General features: G+C 44.4%; 13 protein-coding genes. 7 read left to right on the top strand and 6 right to left on the bottom strand.

The annotated features are described in order from the left end of the window. Nucleotides 1–670: 670 nt before the first annotated feature. Nucleotides 671–5,182: a hypothetical protein gene (locus NAF19_RS16765; RefSeq protein WP_252791288.1), complete on the top strand. Its 4,512-nt coding sequence runs from the start codon at nucleotides 671–673 to the stop codon at nucleotides 5,180–5,182. Between the two features lies 1 nt (nucleotide 5,183). Here NAF19_RS16765 and NAF19_RS16770 read toward each other — a convergent pair whose 3' ends face one another. Beyond that, entirely contained in the window at nucleotides 5,184–5,486 is a 303-nt protein-coding gene (locus tag NAF19_RS16770; RefSeq protein ID WP_252791289.1) for a hypothetical protein, read from the bottom strand. Between the two features lie 59 nt (nucleotides 5,487–5,545). Between NAF19_RS16770 and NAF19_RS16775 the strand changes: the two genes are divergently transcribed. Together NAF19_RS16775 and NAF19_RS16780 are read left to right on the top strand one after the other, a co-directional pair. Continuing rightward, a complete protein-coding gene (locus tag NAF19_RS16775; RefSeq protein ID WP_252791291.1) occupies nucleotides 5,546–7,081 on the top strand; it encodes a flavin-containing monooxygenase in 1,536 nt (511 codons plus the stop codon). Next, entirely contained in the window at nucleotides 7,081–7,350 is a 270-nt protein-coding gene (locus tag NAF19_RS16780; protein WP_252791292.1) for a DUF6965 family protein, read from the top strand. The genes NAF19_RS16775 and NAF19_RS16780 overlap by 1 nt, the downstream gene beginning before the upstream one ends. Nucleotides 7,351–7,542: 192 nt before the next feature. Here the strand turns inward: NAF19_RS16780 and NAF19_RS16785 are convergent, their stop codons facing one another. The 5 genes from NAF19_RS16785 to NAF19_RS16800 form a co-directional block, all read right to left on the bottom strand. Beyond that, on the bottom strand, nucleotides 7,543–7,683 hold the full coding sequence (locus NAF19_RS16785; RefSeq protein ID WP_252791293.1) for a hypothetical protein: 141 nt from the start codon (nucleotides 7,681–7,683) through the stop codon (nucleotides 7,543–7,545). Between the two features lie 378 nt (nucleotides 7,684–8,061). Further along, on the bottom strand, nucleotides 8,062–8,535 hold the full coding sequence (locus NAF19_RS16790; protein ID WP_252791295.1) for a 2'-5' RNA ligase family protein: 474 nt from the start codon (nucleotides 8,533–8,535) through the stop codon (nucleotides 8,062–8,064). An 8-nt stretch (nucleotides 8,536–8,543) separates the two neighbouring features. Beyond that, the gene (locus NAF19_RS30590) at nucleotides 8,544–8,690 is read right to left on the bottom strand and encodes a DUF2256 domain-containing protein (protein WP_256484335.1); all 147 of its coding nucleotides are present in this window, start codon (nucleotides 8,688–8,690) and stop codon (nucleotides 8,544–8,546) included. Nucleotides 8,691–8,774: 84 nt separating this feature from the next. Continuing rightward, the gene (locus NAF19_RS16795) at nucleotides 8,775–9,545 is read right to left on the bottom strand and encodes an alpha/beta fold hydrolase (RefSeq protein WP_252791296.1); all 771 of its coding nucleotides are present in this window, start codon (nucleotides 9,543–9,545) and stop codon (nucleotides 8,775–8,777) included. Nucleotides 9,546–9,579: 34 nt separating this feature from the next. Further along, nucleotides 9,580–10,845 (bottom strand): ROK family protein, encoded by a 1,266-nt coding sequence (locus tag NAF19_RS16800; RefSeq protein WP_252791298.1) that lies wholly within the window; start codon nucleotides 10,843–10,845, stop codon nucleotides 9,580–9,582. 191 nt (nucleotides 10,846–11,036) lie between these two features. Between NAF19_RS16800 and NAF19_RS16805 the strand changes: the two genes are divergently transcribed. The 4 genes from NAF19_RS16805 to NAF19_RS16820 all read left to right on the top strand — a co-directional run bounded on the left by NAF19_RS16805 (nucleotide 11,037) and on the right by NAF19_RS16820 (nucleotide 17,339). After that, on the top strand, nucleotides 11,037–11,753 hold the full coding sequence (locus tag NAF19_RS16805) for a 3-keto-disaccharide hydrolase (RefSeq protein ID WP_252791299.1): 717 nt from the start codon (nucleotides 11,037–11,039) through the stop codon (nucleotides 11,751–11,753). Between the two features lie 66 nt (nucleotides 11,754–11,819). Then, a complete protein-coding gene (locus NAF19_RS16810; protein WP_252791300.1) occupies nucleotides 11,820–13,088 on the top strand; it encodes a Gfo/Idh/MocA family oxidoreductase in 1,269 nt (422 codons plus the stop codon). A 25-nt stretch (nucleotides 13,089–13,113) separates the two neighbouring features. Beyond that, nucleotides 13,114–15,855, top strand: a complete 2,742-nt coding sequence (locus NAF19_RS16815) for a 3-keto-alpha-glucoside-1,2-lyase-like domain-containing protein (protein WP_252791302.1) — start codon at nucleotides 13,114–13,116, stop codon at nucleotides 15,853–15,855. Between the two features lie 29 nt (nucleotides 15,856–15,884). Then, complete coding sequence (locus tag NAF19_RS16820) at nucleotides 15,885–17,339, top strand: Gfo/Idh/MocA family protein (RefSeq protein WP_252791303.1); 1,455 nt, start codon at nucleotides 15,885–15,887, stop codon at nucleotides 17,337–17,339. The last annotated feature ends 9 nt before the right edge of the window (nucleotides 17,340–17,348 follow it).

Below are 17,348 nucleotides of genomic sequence, written 5' to 3' on the forward strand. Positions count from 1 at the left end.
GAAATCCGATTTCTCCCCGCCCATTCAAGCGTCCCAGCTTGGATGAATGGCGTTGCGAGCGTTTTCGTTCGCGATCCAGGCATCTAATTCTTGAATCACCCCAAATTCCTAAAGCCCCTTCAAATTAGCGTGCAACCTCCTTTCGTGAGCGAATACGCTCATAACGTCATTCAGTCAAATGTGGACACTTGACCGGACGGGAAGTAGCCCGCATTGGTTGCAAAGCTGGCCACCAGGATGCTGATATGAACGCTGGCTACCTAAACGCGGACCACAAGTCTGGAGACTTGCGGTAGCGGAAAACGCTTGCGACAGCTGGGAGCCTTTTTTAGAACGGCCCTTGGGTGAATTTCAAAGCATCCGCCCATCCAAGCGTCCCCGCTTGGATGAGTACGTTCGCGAGCGTCTCCGCTCGCGATCCATGCTATTAATTGTTGAATCAATTCAAATTCCTAAAAGTTTCGTCAAATGAGCGGGCTATCGGCTTTCGTGAGCGAAGACGCTCACAACATTATTCAGTCAAGTGTGGACACTTGACCGGGCGGGGGAAGACCTCTTTAAAATTTAAGTACCGATACATTAATTCATTAACAGAATAATTAATTTAAATCCAATCCGAATAATTCACATCTACTTACTATATATTTGCTCTACAACCTTCGTTATCACAATGGAAAAAATTACCTTATACAATGTTATTACAAACGAGATAAGAACCGATTCACGGCTTAACCCCTTCAGTCATGATTTTGACCCACACAAAACTTCTGGCATCATAGATGCTGCAATTGCCGAACATTATAAAGGCCTGGTCGAATATGATCCAGATGGCGCGAAGCTTGCCGCCGGATTAAATGACCTGAATCATCTTTTTTTAGAGTTATACGGAAAAATCCGTGACGGACTTGCTCAAACCGGTTTGAGTACCGCGGAGCTCATAGCAATGACAATTGCCACCGCAAATTTTTCCTATCTGAATTTACTTGCCGAGCAGGGCCGTCAAGCCGGGCAGCGAGATGGCGAAATTGATGAAATGAGTCGATTCGTGAAGGGGGATTTTAAGAACATGAATGGCACTTCAGTCGGAGCTACTGATGTAAGTGATTCCATTAATGACTCTGCGGTTGAAGTTATCAATATTTTATTAGAGGGGAATTTTGAACAAAAGGAAGGTGTTCGGCTGGCCAACGGCAAATTAACCACATTGGTGATGAATGCGATTCAAACCGCATCGATTCTCGATGGTTTGAAAGAAAATTTTAATGAATGCATTTATGAAACGGCAACGGTTAAAGCCGAAGCTGATTCTATACTCATCGCTAAATTACCGGAAATCTATTTTAAGATTATGCAGGCAAACCGTTTGCGCCAGCAAAATCAAAGTATGGAATATACCTTGACGGGTTTACAGTTTCCTGAATCCGGGCTTAAAAAACCGGATTATAAGATTGAACAGGGGAAGGTTATTTTAATCAAAAGTGACCAACCGGACCAGCAACGTCTTGAAACCTATGTGCTATCCCAAATGGTCACATTTAATGATCACTTGTTACGCGCAAAACTGGATAACTATGACCAATACCGGGTAAAGGACATTGTTCGCCTGGTTACCTTATTAAAAATTTATTTCAATTCATTTGACGGTCCTCAAATCACTGAGTCAGCTTCCAAAACTCAAGACTACAAGGCCATACCCTATAAAATAGAAAAGGCAGCGCTCACAGATTTTCTCCAGGTACAAAGCGGTTTTGATAAAAGTTTTGTTGAACAATTTTTAGAATCAATGAGTCAGCCTTTAGGTCAGGATATGGACATCTGGCTAAAACCACTCATACAAAATGGAGATGACTATTTTTTCCTCCTTGGGTCATTAGGCGGCGGGCATTTGACTTGCCAGTTTGATAGTCTCATTGACAGCTTTTTAAGTCCTGCAACTCAAAAAGCACTGCTTAGAGGAGAAGTGAAGCAAGAAATGAATGGCAATAAAAACACATTGAAATTTATTGATACCCAACCTATTTCAGCGGAACTTCAGAACGAAGGTCTATTGGTGTTTCAACTCCTGAAGCAACTATTGGTAATTGAAGTTATACCTACCAGAATTCCACTTAACAGCCAAGCCATAGCGGATGAAATGGTAAAAATAATGGATCGCTGTGATGCACTTGACCAAAACTGTGATGCCATCAAAAAAAATATTAAAAAGCTTACAGGAGTAGAAAATTTAACTGTCCGTGGATTGTTGCTGACAAACCATGCCATATTTAGCGGAATTGGTGTAGGCAGTTACCCGGTTATGGACAAAATTCTATTGGGTAATTATGTGAATACTGGAAAATATACCCGTGCTATTATAATTACTGGGAATGATAAATTACAGAGTGATACGCTGGCGTCTTATCCTTATTATCATGACGATGAATCATTTGATAAGAACCTGCTATCATTTATGTATCATCCGGCACCTGTTACCGAGATCCTACGGAATCTACAAATCAAAAATTTCCAGCTTACACCGGCCGGGCTGAATCCCGTTGTATTTACCCAACATGCAGAATTACGACCCCTGCGGAATAGTATCGATGATTTAGTCAAAGAATTAGAGGATACCTTAAAACAGCTTTACTATTTTCAAACAGACTATGATAAAAAACCAGAGGGTAAGCAATTTATTGAGGACAGGATCTTATTTCTAACACCTATTACCTTTAGTTTTTTTGCCATAGATCGTAAGAACAGAGAATCGCGAATGGTTCTTCTGGAAAATTTCAGGAAGGTGGGTTTTGATGGAATGATCTATCTGATCACCAATCTGGACCGTTCCCTAATGCAACTAAGCAAAAAGAAATTTATAGAGTCTAAAGAGGTGGAATATCCACCAACCGACCATGAAAAAGCGAGGCAGCAAATGGATGAGCTTGCTGATCATCTAAAAGGTGACGGAAAGCCCCTGTTGATTAGTCCCTCAACTTTTGAACCAGTACATAAGCTAAGTGAAGCCGACAGGGACAACCTGGTAGCCCACCTCATCAATGCCATAAGTGCATTTGAGCCAGCAATCTATACCTATGATCAATTTGATGCGCTCTTGCTTTACTTAACCCTTACAGCTGGATTGGGGCATGGTATAGAAAGATTTGAAAAGGATATTTATTCCTCATTTCTAAATGTGATTGATCTGCTGAATCATAACGGGCATCACCAGCGGGCACGCGATATCGCTGAGGAGGCATTGGCCTATTCATTTAAATATGAAACAGTGCCCGTACTAGGTTGGCTTGCTTTATTTAAATGTTTTACTGCACAAAGGAATGTATTAGATGCCGCTTTTTACGGGTGTGCCTATTTAGCTGCATTGTATGCTAAGCCGGCAATTCCTTTGCACCAGGTATTTGACGGCTTTTATAACTCCATGCTGTTCTATCGTAACTTCGGATTTTCTGCAATTGTCGACAGGATCTATCGTGCCCTGTCACAGTTGCCGCTGGATACTTACGAACTACAAAAGCTTAATTTGAGTTACCTAAACTCAAAAATTGGAAATAGCGAGAGTCTCGGGGAGGCAATGGAGATAGCCCAGCAGTTTTTGGATAAGCATATTCTCGATATTATGAAGCATGGACAACAGGGTGCCATCCCCTGGACCGCCTTGATTTATAATATGGTGAATGCGGAAAATCTGGGACTCGTTATCGTTCCTGCCGCTCTCAAAATATACCTAGCTGAATTTGAAAAACAAATCGATGGGAGTACGCTGAATAACTTGAAAGGACAATTTTTCCCTAATGAGGATACCTCTTACCCATTGTTGAAAGATGCCATTGTTAAATCGTTTGAAACCCGCTATGCAACTGATTTTGCAGCGGAAGTAACCAAACTGGAAATGCTTGCAAATAACGTTGCAAACATGGCATTAAACTCTGAAGATGTTGACAAACTGCTGCTTTCGGGCTTTGTAATTAATGATCAAAGTCTTGTATTTCATAATGGGTTGCGGGATTTGATGCCGTCATTTGATGGCAAACAGATTAGCCCTGCTGATTTTGTAGAAGACTACGGACAGCACTTATTAGCTAATATTCCGTTACGGGATGGTCAGGTTTTGATTTGGTTGTTTGAATACGCGGGTAACGTGGCAATGCTGGCTATCAATAGCGATCGTGATACTAAAATAATTCCATTGCCTGATTGGAGTATGAAGGAAATGAAAAAGTGGATTGATCAGCTTCCTGAATACCTTTTTGATGATAAAAATGGTAATCCGATCAATTTTCAGGAACAGGAATATGTAGAAGATCTCAAAAAACTTGCATTTTCCCGTGTCACGATACCTTTTCCATTTGAAGAATTGCTGGTGGCCTTCAGTTTAGAAATGGCATCATTTCCACCAAATCTTTTAGAGGTTTCAGCGGAGCAATATGAAATGAGCAAAATGGAAACTCATGAGGCCCCTGTAGAGGAGTATGTAATGAATAATAATTATGATTTTGTTGGCTATCACCAGCCAATAACCAATATCATATCATTGGAATACCTTGCAGTACACGGAGATACAATTCGTAAAAAGCCGGAGGAAATGACTTTGGCTTGCTGGGTTCCAACTGTCGATGGTGATATGCCGCTTTATATTGCTGAGAATAAGCTAAAACCGGTATTGGTAGAAAAATACGGAGTTAGCATTCAAAATTCGGTATATCCCAAGCCGCCATTAAATGCCAACATCAACTTTTTTGTAGCACATGGATATAAAACAGTAATGGGTTTCAGGTCAGTACATACCCGTCAGCAGGATGAGGGTCATGCGTTAGTAAATGATACAGGTGTGGCTCATGTTTTCGGATCGGGATTTATTGCAGTGGTGTTTATTTGTGATTCCGGTGCTGTCACCAAAGATTTATATAAGCAGCAATTAAACTCTTTTGTTAATGAAATACTTTCCCTTGGTTATAAAGCTGTAGTCGCGCCTTCCTGGAAATATAATCCATTAATGACGGGAATTTGGACGGAGGTTTTCCTTGAAAGCATGCAAAATGGCCTCAGCGTAAGTTTTGCGGTTCAAGCGGCCAACCATGCTGCTGCTAAAAATGGATTTGATCCCCCGGTAGGATTTTACGCTCCAAACGGCTGGGCTGCTATGCATCTGTATGGCAACCCGAATCTTTATTTTTCGGATAAATCCTGAACTACAGGATCCACCCAATCCTCAAAATAAACGAGCCTGCTTGGTTAAAGAATTTAACCAGGCGGCTCTTTTTTATAGTACTTAATACCCCCCGCTGTTCGTAGTCTCCGACTACGAATAAGCTATGCCTGTAGTTTTTAACTACAGGGAAATGAAATTTTTTGTGAGAAACAAAACCAGCTATGCGTTTGGCGGCACCGGGCCGATCCCCACTCCGGACAGCGTCCCGCTTACCCCCCAAAATGATTTTGAGCACCTGTTCAATATCTGCATCATAATAAATATCCATAATATTTTCTGACATTGCAAAAGAGTTACTTTAAGCGGCATGTTTAAACCGGCGCATGCAAAACACAAAACACTATGAAATCAAATAAACTCGCCATTATAGGGGGCGGGCCATCGGGTTTAGCGGCGCTGAAATGGGCGTTATACGATGGATTTGATGTTACGCTTTTTGAGCAGGGAAAGGAGACCGGCGGACAATGGACACAGGCCCCCGGGCTAAGCGGCGTGTGGGACAGCTTGCATACCAACTCCAGCAAATACCTTACGGCCTTCTCGGATATGCCTTTTCCGGAGGATACTGAGCTTTACCCCTCACATGCGGTGGTAAAGCAGTACCTCGGTGATTACCGGGAAAATTTCGGCCTGTCGCCCTACATTAAACTCAACACTACGGTAAACCAGCTTGAATGCCTTGCCGGCAAAGGGTATCAGCTAACTTACACCACCAAACAAAACGGGGCCCGGTCAGAAATATTCGACCGGGTAATTGTGGCTTCGGGCCGTTTCAATAAACCTCATATACCGCAGGGGGCCGGACTGGATAAATTTACCGGGCGGGTATCGCATGCGTTTAACTACCGCAGCAATACCGATTTCAGCGGCAGGCGTGTGCTGGTAGTAGGCAACCGGGTAACCGGCTCCGACCTGGCGGCCGATCTGTCGTTAAACGACTCGGTAACGGTAATATCTTCGTGCCGGAAGCCAAAATATGTGGTAACCAAATTGATAAACGGCGAACCGGGAGACCATCAGCTATATACGCGATTCAGAAGTTTAGCGGCAAATGCATTCCCGCCCGGTGCAGGCGCCGAAAGGCTTAAAGAATTTATCATTAAATCGTGCGGCAATCCCGCAGATTTTGACGGCCTTAAACCAGCCGAAAATATCCTGGAAGCCGGCGTAACCGTATCTGACGGTTACCTGGCGCAGGTACAAAAAAAACGCATTACGCAAAAGCTGGATGTCGATCATTTTAATGCACGCAGCGTAGTATTTGCCGATGGAACGGAAGAAGCGATAGATGATGTAATTTTTGCCACAGGCTATGAGCTGAACCTTCCTTTTCTGAGCAGCGAAATATACCAGGTTATCAACACCGGCGATGAGCACCTCGATCTGTATAAATATACTTTCCACCCCTCGTTCCCCAACCTGGCTTTTATAGGCCAGTATTTACAATCAGGCTCGTTCTTTCCCTCGCTCGAATTGCAGGCGCGGTGGATCACGGGCACCTGGAGTAACCATATCCCGGCAGCAAGTCCGGCTGAGATGCTTGATTGGATAGCTGGTTTTAAAACGACAAAAGGCCAGGGAATGCCCGGGCTGCATGAGCTGGCTGGCCTGGTGGCAAATGCCGCCGGTTTTGAACCCGACCTTAATGCCTTCCCCGACCTTGCCGGCTCGCTGCTTTTCGGCCCGCTGCTGCCGTTGCAATTCAGGTTGCAGGGCCACGGCAGCATGCCTGGTGCCAAAGCGGTTTATTTGAAAAATAATGCCGGTAAAGTTAACAGCATCAGTGATTTGAGTGATGAGCAATTAACCCAGCTGAAAGCCGTAGCCGGTGTTTTAAAAGAAAACACGGGCCTGCAGCAGCTTATTGAAAATATTTAATGGCGGTAATTTTTCATGCGCTGCATGCTTTTAATACCTTTGCCCCCATGACCCCACAGGAACTAATAACCTATTTCGAAACCGCCACATTACCCGAAACCCTTCGCCTCGACCGGGCCTCCACCCAACTGGACGTAGCGGAAGCCGTAAAGCGGAACATTGAAACCATGTTATTGAACAGCGATGGCGGCAGGGCAATGCACCGCCTCACCCGAATAAAGAACGCGCTGGAAACGCCCTATAGCGGTCAGCCGATCCCCAAATTATAATTTCCAACCAAAATACCGGTAACAAAAAAAGCGTTCTTACGAACGCTTCAATCCCATTGGTAGATGGTTTTTTATAATAGTATTAAGTCGATAGTCTTTAGTCGAAAGTCCGAGCCAGGATATTGCTTTTTCTGACTTAGAACTTAAGACTTTCGACTCAAGACTAATCGGCATTTTTCGAGTAACAAGATACTAAGCTCCAATCAGTTGCAGGAATGCTGCTTGCCGCACATTTGCATCTTCAATTTTCCTGATATCTTTTCTAAGGATCGCTCTCAATTGCTGATCGATTGATTTTAGTAAGTCGGTGGTTTTAGTTGATTTCGCTTTCATAGTTTAAATGTTTTGCTGAACTATACATAGTAAATATAGTGCCAATTCTAAAATGAGCACGTCCACCGGCCAAACGGGGGTTCGCATGTATATTTTAGTATACAAGACGTACTGTCGGTTGTATTTTACGCGGTGTTAGAAATATAGGAATACGATCCATTGGGCTGCGGATACAACCACAATAGCCGCTCGTCGCCTCACCCTGCCCTCTCCAAAGGAGAGGGTGTTGAAAGGGAAATTTCGAAGAGCGAAGCTCAAGTCCTCTCCATTGGAGAGGATTATTACATGAGGGCTTCGCCGTTTAGGTGAGGCGAAGTAGGAGTTTGAGGTGTGCCAATTCTTGTTCCGAACTCACGTTAACGTAATAACCTGGGCGCCTTATCCGTTTAAAAAATCAAAACCTCTCCGATACGCCCATGGCCCGTCCAAATAAACCCACAGGTCGAGCCCTGTAGCGGTAATAGTAAACGGCTCAAAATGTTGCGAAAGTTCATTGAGCAGGTTTTTAGCTTTTCCTGGTGTTTCCTTATTCATGATAACCACATGCGGACGAAAGCCTTGCCGGTCCTGCGGGATCAGGTCGGTGTTGAAATGCCGGCTCAATAATTTATATAGTGCCAGTAACGCAGGGCTCTCAATTTTGTAGGCTACCCCTGCCCCTAAATTTATAAGCCCGGTTACCTCAAGATTGAATAAAGACTGCTGCAGGTTCTCCAACACCTCAAAGGTGGATATTTGATCAGGCAATTGATGAAACAGCGTCAAATGCGCACTGAGTAAGTTAAGCCGCGGCGGGAAGTATCGCGCACGTTGCTTATCAAAGAATGCCTGGCTGGCTGCATCCAGTCGCATTGTTAAAATTAATGGCCTCTTTGGTGCGTCCTGCATTTATCTGAACAGTATTTAACCTCATCCCAAACTTTCTCCCATTTTTTACGCCAGCTGAATGGCCTCCCGCAAACTATACAGGTTTTTTGAGGCAGATTTTCTTTTTTAACCCCTTTCATATTTTTATTTCCTTTGAACCCTCCACCAAAGGTAGTCAGAGGATTCTTTTTTGGTTCCCCTCTTGAGAAGGGGCGCGATTTTACTTATCCTAACAAAAAGCGCTCAACTATATTGATATATTTTTGTGGTTCCTCAAACGTTGGTGCATGTCCTGAATATTCCATCTCAACAAATGTTGCATCTTTAATCAGTGAGGCCACTTCCTTTCCGTCGGCCGGTGGGTTCAGCACGTCATGTTTTCCGCTAATTACCAGCGTTTTTGCCGTTATTTTCGGGAGCAGGTTTCTGAAATCGAAAGCACCTATAGCTTTGTTGGCAGCGGCAAATTGCTCGTGACTTAGTGTAGTCTCAAATATCTCCAAATGATTTTTCATCAGCTCAGGACCATACACCATATATTTCAAAAGCTTCAAAATGGTTGCGTGCATATCCAGGCCTTCAATCTCTTTTTCATTTTCTTTGAATAAGCGCTGAATAGACGAGGTGAGCCCGTTTGATTTGGTAACAGTTAATACCAGCTTATCGATACGGTCGGGAGCGGTAATGGCAACCAGTTGCGCAATATAACTACCCATAGAGACGCCCAGTAAATGCGCTTTTTCGAGTCCGAAATGATCCATGATTCCCAAAACGTCGTTCGCATGGTCTTCTATGGCATATTGCAATGGTTTGTCTGATTGCCCGTGGCCACGACAATCAAACGCAATAGTTTTAAAGTTTTTCGACAGCGGACCAATTATATTTCTTAAATGTGCCTGGTGATCTCCGCCCACGCCATGTATTAATATAACCGGAAAGCCAGCCCCTTTAACTTCAATAAAAAGCTGAATGCCATTAATCTTTACAAGTCCCATGCTGATCTTTTGAGGTGCAAAGGTAAAGAAGGTATCAGGATGCTAACAGTATCTGCTGGTCTAAAATTTTCTCTATAGCATATCCTACCGTGCCCATTATGGCGGCATCCTGCCCGAGTTTTGATAAAACAACATCAACCTTTTCCCGCATCTGCGTCATGCAATACGTGTTAATTGATTGCTGGATCGGGATAGTTATATATTGCTTTGCTTCGGCCATTTTTCCACCCAGGATAATAAGCTCCGGGTTAAAAAGTTGTATCAGGATAGCTATACCCCGCCCCAGTTTAATGCCGATATCGGCCAATATACTAATGGCATACTGGTCGCCGCGGTTTGCCGCATCAATAACCAATTGTGGTTCTATTTTATCTATTTCCTGGTCCGATAGTTTATCCAAAATTGAGTTCTGACCAGACTTTATACCTTCCTTGGCCATTTTTGCCAATGCAATGCCCGAGGCCACCGTTTCAAGGCACCCGCGTTTGCCGCAATAACATAAGGCGCCATCTTCAACAAAAGGGATATGCCCAAATTCGCCCGAAAAGCCGGATGTTCCGTTTTGCAATTTTCCGCCCATAATCACCCCTAAACCAACGCCCCAGTCCATTAACAGCACCAGTACATCCTTTTTATTATTGGCCAGCCCAAAACGGGATTCTGCAAGCGTTGCGCTCTTAACATCATTTTGAATGAAAACTGGTTTGTTGAACTTTTCTTCTAAGGTATCTTTCAGGCTTTTTGATTCTTTTCCTGAAAACAAATAAGTATAATTCTCGCCCAGGGCGGTATCAACCAGGCCCGGCATGTCGACCCCAATCCCGATCAATTTAGACTGATCGATCTTCGAGGCCTTCATTAAATCCTGCGCAATATTATAAAGCTGGTTTACGGCAGTTACCTCTTGCGTTATCGGGAATGTAAAGCTTTGCACCCCGGTAATGTTGTTATTATTACTATCGAAAATGGCCATCTTGATCTTAAATCGTTCCATATCGATGCTAAGAATATAGAATGAATTATCCTTTAGTGCATACAGGTCAGGCTTTCTTCCGCCAACAGATTCGCCTCTTCCTTTTCTTTCTATTAAATCCTCCTCGATAAGTTCATTTATCAGTGTGATTGACGTGGGTAAGCTTAAATTCAGAAAATTACTCAGGCTGGCGTTCGACTGCGGGCCCTCAGCATGTATATATTTTATAAACTTAACCTTTTGCAAATATTTTTTCCGCTCAATATTACTCAGCTCGTCTAAATAAGTTTTATCTACGAGTATCGACTTAAGGGGGCTTGAATTCATAGTATGCATGTGCAATTAGTAGTACTACCGGTTATTTTAAAAGTACTTTTATAAAATTTTTAGTAAAGTTAAATATATTTATATAAATAATTACATTTCGATAATTTGTTTTGATTATTTTTTATATAATTGGTTTTTATTTTCCTAAAAAATGGACTTAGGAAAATTTTACCAACTAAAACAAACCAAATATGAAAAATCAATTTAAGTTAACGGTAGCGTTAGCGGTGGTTATTGCTTCCCTGGCGTTTACTGTTTCTAAAACCAAAACGCCTGCATCGAACAAAAAAAGCGGCTGGATAAGTCTTTTTGATGGCAAAACCTTAAATGGCTGGCATGGCTACAATAAAACAACACCGGTTAAAAACTGGGATATTGAAGATGGCGCCCTGGTATGCCTGGGTGCAGCCAAAGATGCATCGGGAGGTGATATAGTAACTGATAAGAAGTTTGCTAATTTTGAATTGAAATGGGAGTGGAAAGTAAGCAAGGGCAGCAACAGCGGTGTAATGTATCATGTGCAGGAAGACGCAAAATATCATGCACCGTATGAAACAGGCCCCGAATACCAGGTTATTGATGATGTTAATTTTCCGCAGAAGCTGGAAGAATGGCAACAAGCAGGCGCCGACTATGCCATGCACGTTGCTAACAGCAATAAAAAGCTAAAACCGGTAGGTGAGTGGAATACCAGCAGCATCATTTTTAACAACGGCCATGTGGAACATTGGTTGAACGGCAAAAAGATAGTTGAGTTTGAGGCCTGGACCGACGACTGGAACAAAAAACGTACTGAAAGTAAATGGAAGGATTACCCGGATTATGGGAAGGCTAAAACCGGCGAGATTGCTTTACAGGATCATGGCGATAAGGCTTTTTACAGGCACATCATGATCAGGGAGTTGTAATCCAGTTAAGTCTGTGAAATAAAATGATATGTTTTTTATAAAACCATTACTTACCCATCAATAACCATGAAAGAACCAATAATAAATACCCGGCGCGATTTCATAAAAAAGTCGGCTATCGCGGCGGCAGCATTTACTATAGTGCCGCGCTTTGTTTTGGGCAAGGGTTATCTTGCTCCAAGCGATCACCTTACTAAAGGCATCGTCGGCGTTGGCGGCATGGGCCGCAACCATATCCCTTACGGCGGCACTAAAGTGGTTGCCATTTGCGATGTCGATAAAAATCACTTGCACGAAGTAGCCGGCATGCTGAATAACGGCGCAAAAACAATGAGCGATTACCGGGAGCTTATTCAAATGCCGGAAGTTGATATTGTACACGTTGCTACCCCGCCGCACTGGCATGGCATTATAGCCGCCGATGCAGCAAGGGCAGGAAAGGATATTTGGTGCGAGAAGCCAATGACACATACCATAGGCGAAGGAAAGCGCCTGATGGAGGCAGTGCAGCAGCATGGCCGTATTTTCCGGCTGAACACCTGGTTCCGTTTTGAAGATAATTTTTACGGGATGGGAACCACCGTAAAGCCGATCAAAAAATTGGTAGAAAGCGGAATGCTGGGCTGGCCACTGACGGTAACTGTTGGCCGCCATACCGGTTTCGACTGGAAGTTTTACTGGGTTGGCAAAACCAATTTGCCCGCAATGCCAGTTCCGCCCGAACTGGACTATGAAACCTGGCTGGGCCCTGCGCCTTATAAGCCTTACCACCCGCACCGCGTGCACCAAACCTTCAGAGGTTATTGGGATTACGATGGCGGTGGCCTGAGCGATATGGGGCAGCATTATTTAGATCCCGTTCAATACTTTTTAGGGAAGGATAATACCAGCCCGATAAGCGTTGAAATAGATGCTCCGCAGCAAAATATGGATGCAGTAGGCACCTGGAGGAAGATAACCTACACTTATGCTGATGGCTGCAAAATTATATTGGATGGTGAAGGAACAGTTGATAATGTACCTTACATAGAAGGGCCAAAAGGAAAGCTATATCCCGGGTTTAAATCGGACATCCCCGACCTGGAGCGGAAATTATCTGAATTCCCCGACCCCGAACCACAGGTTACCGACTTTATTGACGCGGTAAAGACCCGGAAAAAATTTGCATTGAATGAGGAAAACGGTTACCGCTCATGCACCATCATTAATATGGGGCTGGTGGCGCTGCGTTTAGGTCGCTCGTTAAAATTTGATCCTGTGAAGCAGGAATTTATTGATGATGAAGGGGCAAACCGCTTAATCTTTCCACCACTTCGCGGCCCCTGGACCATTTAATGTTTAACGATTTTAAATCACAATCATGAGGAAAATATTTATCACAATAGCCTTTTTGCTGCCGTTTGTTGCTTCGGTACAGGCGCAGCAATCTATACTTGAAAAGGAACCGGCAAACAACGCATCCGAATTAAATGCCAATGCTGTCGCAACTGCGCAGCTTGGGGAAGCGGGTATAGTAAATATGTTGGGTATGCTGCAGCCAACAGGACAGGCAGATAACACTAAAATATTCGATGCCATCAGCGGCTTTTCGTTTTATGTTACGCAGCCGGGTAAAGAGCTGTGGCGCGCCATGGCTGTAAAAGCTTATGGCAAAGCGCTGGCTAAATCGGCCGACAAAGAAAACCAGGCATTTATCATCAGCCAGTTACAGGTTACAGGTAAGGATGATGCTATTCTCATCCTTAAAAAATACCTGGGCGATGAACGCCTTTGTGACCCCGCTGCGCGTGCTTTGGTAAAGATCGGTTCGCCTGCAGCAAAAGGAACTCTATTGTTAGCCTTAAGAGGTTCGCGGGGCGCCTGCAGGTTATCGTTAGTAGAAGCCCTGGGCGATATCCGGAATGCTGACGCCGTAAAAAGTATATCGGAACTGATAGGCAAAGACAAAAAACTGGATAAGGTGGCGCTATACGCGGTGGCTAATATAGCCGACCCTATATCAATCAACCTGATGGCTAACGCAGCCCAGAAGGCCGGGTTTACTTATGATGAAACCAACGCCACATCAGCTTACCTGTTGTATATTAAAAATTTAGCAAAAACGAACGTGGTAATTGCCGCCCGCCTGGCTAAAACCCTGTCGTCCAAAGCAGGCCTGGCTAACCAGGAGCAGACCCACACGGCGGCTTTAAAATTACTGGCCGACATGCAGGGAGCCAAAAGCACTCCATTGCTGATCGATGCCGCAAGGAACAACAATCCGCAATACAGAGAAGCCGCTTTAAAATTTGCGGCACCCTACCTCAACCCAACTAATACTGCTTTATGGCTAAGAGAATTAAGCATAGCTAATGACGGGGAAAAAGCCGCCATCATCAAAATGCTGGGCGATAACAAGGCCGCTTCGGCATTGCCTGCAATATTAGCGCAATTAAACAGTAAGGATAGCGGGGTGGTGGTTGCTGCCATTACGGCAACAGGTAAAATAGGGCAGGACAGGTACCTCAGCAATTTATTGCAGGTATTGAAAACCGGCGACGCCGCAGAAATTACCGCAGTACAAAACGCGCTCCTGATAATGAAAGGAACTACCGTTGTTACAAAAGTAGCGAACGTTTTGCCCACTTTGCCTGCCGATGTACAGGTAGCGCTTATTGACGTTTTGGCTGCGCGGGGGGCTCATGATAAGATCGGCGTAATAATACCATTACTAAACAGTAGCGATACTAAAGTTCGCGTGGCGGCTTATGCATCCTTAAAGCAACTGGCAGGTGAAGATAATTTGAATCAATTATTTGTTTTACTTTCTTCGTCAACCCAGGCAAATGAAACATCAGATATATCTGCAGCCATTATTGCGGCTATCGGGCAGATGAAGGATAAGTCGGTGGAAAGCCCCGTGGTATTGGAGCAAATGAGCAAAGCCGCTGCGGATAAGAAACAGGTATACTTTAACATCCTTGCAAGCATAGGTGATAAAAGGTCGCTTGCTGCTATATCAAAAGCTTTCGACCAGGGCGATGCTTCTGCCAAACATGCGGCTATCGCGGCCCTGTCGGCATGGTCTGATCTAAGCGCCGCGCCCGAATTGTTTACGATTGCGAAAGAAGCGAATGACCCGGGGGTGAAAAATCGGGCAATTATCGGCTATGTGGCTACGATCAGCAAATCCGGTTACCCGGCCGATGAGAAGGTGATTTACCTGCGCAATGCTATGCAACTGGCACAAACCGTTCCGCAGAAAAAACTCGTACTGGAAAAATTGGCAGATAATAAAACCTTCCCTGCGCTGCTATATTTAAGCAAATACCTCGACGATCCCGAATTGAAGGATGATGTATCCAACTACGTCTCAAATATCGGGCTGTCTGACAAGAACTTTTATGGCAGTGAGGTAAAGCAATGGCTTGAAAAAACCTTGCAGATAAAAAAAGGCGGCGACAGCGATTATGAAAAAGTAGCCATTCGTAAGTTTATTGCCGAGATGCCTGCAGACGCCGGCCTTGTACCGCTATTTAACAATAAAGACCTGGCCGGCTGGAAAGGTTTGGTTGGCAACCCGATAGAGCGCAGCAAAATGGACGCCCAAACACTGGCCAAAGAACAACAAAAGGCGGATGATATTATGCGCAAAGGCTGGTATGTAAAAGACAGCGTACTCAATTTCAGTGGCGAAGGCGAAAATATATGTACCACCAAACAGTACCGCAACTTTGAAATGTATGTGGATTGGAAAATAGAAAAAGAGGGTGATGCAGGTATTTACCTTCGTGGGTCGCCGCAGGTGCAGATATGGGACACATCAAGGGTAAGTGTTGGTGCGCAAGTAGGTTCCGGGGGATTATACAATAACCAGGCGCATCAAAGCAAACCACTCAAACTGGCTGATAATGCCATTAACGATTGGAACAATTTCCATATCATTATGAAAGGGGAGAACGTTACCGTTTACTTAAACGGTGTGCTGGTTGTTGACAATGTGGTAATGGACAACTACTGGGACCGTAAACAACCTATCTTCCCTAAAGAACAAATAGAACTGCAGGCGCACGGAACGCATGTGTATTACCGCGATATTTACATACGTGAATTGCCGGAGTAAAATAAAAAATCAATTATAAAAAAATAGTGATGCCCGAGGATAAAGAACAATCAATAACTCAAAATTCAAGGAGAGGTTTTATTAAAACAACTGCGCTTGCAGCAGCGGGATTTATGATAGTACCCCGTCATGTACTTGGGGGTAAAGGATTTTTGGCGCCGAGCGACCGGTTGCAACTTGCCGGTATAGGGGCAGGGGGAAAAGGCGAGAGCGATATTGCCGGCATTGTGAAAGGCGGAAAGACCGACGTAGCATTTTTATGCGATGTTGACGACCGGAGCGCGGCCACATCAGTCAAAAACTTTCCCAAAGCAAAATACTATAAAGACTACCGTGAACTGCTTGACAAGGAAGCTAAACACATTGACGCGGTAACCGTGTCGACACCTGATCATAACCACGCTATGATTGCGATGGCTGCCATGCAGTTAGAAAAGCACGTATATATACAAAAGCCTTTAACCCACGATATTTATGAAGCACGCATGCTCACTGAGGCGGCAAAACGCTACCAGGTGGTAACCCAAATGGGTAACCAGGGTGCTTCGGGCGATGGCGTAAGGCGATTGCAGGAATGGTATAATGCTGGTAAGATTGGCAAAGTACACACCGTATATTGCTGGACCGACCGCCCGGTTTGGCCACAGGGAATAGCATGGCCAACAGGCAAAACCGAAATTCCTAAAGAATTAAATTGGGACTTGTGGCTGGGTAGCGCCCCCGATAAGGATTATATAGATAACCTGGTGCCCTTTAACTGGCGCGGCTGGTGGAACTTTGGAACAGGTGCTTTAGGCGATATGGGCTGCCATCTGGTTGAACCACCTTTCAGGGTGTTGGATCTGGATACGCCGATTGCTGTAGAATGTAGTGTAGGAAGTGTATACGTTGGGGAGTTTAACCGCGGTTATTTTCCTGAAAGCTGTCCGCCTTCAAGCCACGTTATCCTTACGTTTGCTAAAACGGATAAAACAAAAGGCGAAGTAAAGGTACACTGGATGGACGGTGGAATAAAGCCGGAGCGCCCGGAAGAACTGGGCCCTGATGAAAGATTTGGGGATAATGGGGTGTTGTTTATCGGCACCAAAGGAAAGATGATTTGCGAAACTTATGGCAAAAATCCAAGGCTTCTTCCCTTATCGCGCAATAGTGAAGATAATACCGCGATCACTATTCCACGCGTTCCCGGGCAGGAAGACGGACATTATACGATGTTTGCCGAAGCAGCCATGGCCGGTTATGGCAAGATTCAGCTGAGCTCTCCTTTTGAGATCGCTGGTCCGCTTACCGAAACATTGTTGATCGCCAACCTGGCTATTAGGGGTACCGATGTGCAACGCAAGGATGCAAACGGAAATATAAGCTATCCGGGCAGAGACATGAAAATGTTGTGGGATAAAGCTAACATGAAAGTGACCAACTTTGACGACGTAAATCAATTTGTAAAACGCCAGTACCGCAAAGGCTGGAGTTTAGGCGTATAAAAGCAAAAC

It is taken from the genome of Mucilaginibacter flavidus (genome assembly GCF_024055575.1).
In the GTDB taxonomy this organism is placed as follows: Bacteria; Bacteroidota; Bacteroidia; order Sphingobacteriales; family Sphingobacteriaceae; genus Mucilaginibacter; species Mucilaginibacter flavidus.

Excerpts from the sequence above, each read along its gene's own strand:
- NAF19_RS16780 (WP_252791292.1), top strand. The coding sequence starts at position 7,081 with ATGGCGGTAATTTTTCATGCGCTGCATGCTTTTAATACCTTTGCCCCC.
- NAF19_RS16810 (WP_252791300.1), top strand. The coding sequence starts at position 11,820 with ATGAAAGAACCAATAATAAATACCCGGCGCGATTTCATAAAAAAGTCG.
- NAF19_RS16785 (WP_252791293.1), bottom strand. The coding sequence starts at position 7,683 with ATGAAAGCGAAATCAACTAAAACCACCGACTTACTAAAATCAATCGAT.
- NAF19_RS16800 (WP_252791298.1), bottom strand. The coding sequence starts at position 10,845 with ATGAATTCAAGCCCCCTTAAGTCGATACTCGTAGATAAAACTTATTTA.
- NAF19_RS16770 (WP_252791289.1), bottom strand. The coding sequence starts at position 5,486 with ATGTCAGAAAATATTATGGATATTTATTATGATGCAGATATTGAACAG.
- NAF19_RS16790 (WP_252791295.1), bottom strand. The coding sequence starts at position 8,535 with ATGCGACTGGATGCAGCCAGCCAGGCATTCTTTGATAAGCAACGTGCG.
- NAF19_RS30590 (WP_256484335.1), bottom strand. The coding sequence starts at position 8,690 with ATGAAAGGGGTTAAAAAAGAAAATCTGCCTCAAAAAACCTGTATAGTT.
- NAF19_RS16805 (WP_252791299.1), top strand. The coding sequence starts at position 11,037 with ATGAAAAATCAATTTAAGTTAACGGTAGCGTTAGCGGTGGTTATTGCT.
- NAF19_RS16775 (WP_252791291.1), top strand. The coding sequence starts at position 5,546 with ATGAAATCAAATAAACTCGCCATTATAGGGGGCGGGCCATCGGGTTTA.
- NAF19_RS16765 (WP_252791288.1), top strand. The coding sequence starts at position 671 with ATGGAAAAAATTACCTTATACAATGTTATTACAAACGAGATAAGAACC.
- NAF19_RS16795 (WP_252791296.1), bottom strand. The coding sequence starts at position 9,545 with ATGGGACTTGTAAAGATTAATGGCATTCAGCTTTTTATTGAAGTTAAA.
- NAF19_RS16820 (WP_252791303.1), top strand. The coding sequence starts at position 15,885 with ATGCCCGAGGATAAAGAACAATCAATAACTCAAAATTCAAGGAGAGGT.
- NAF19_RS16815 (WP_252791302.1), top strand. The coding sequence starts at position 13,114 with ATGAGGAAAATATTTATCACAATAGCCTTTTTGCTGCCGTTTGTTGCT.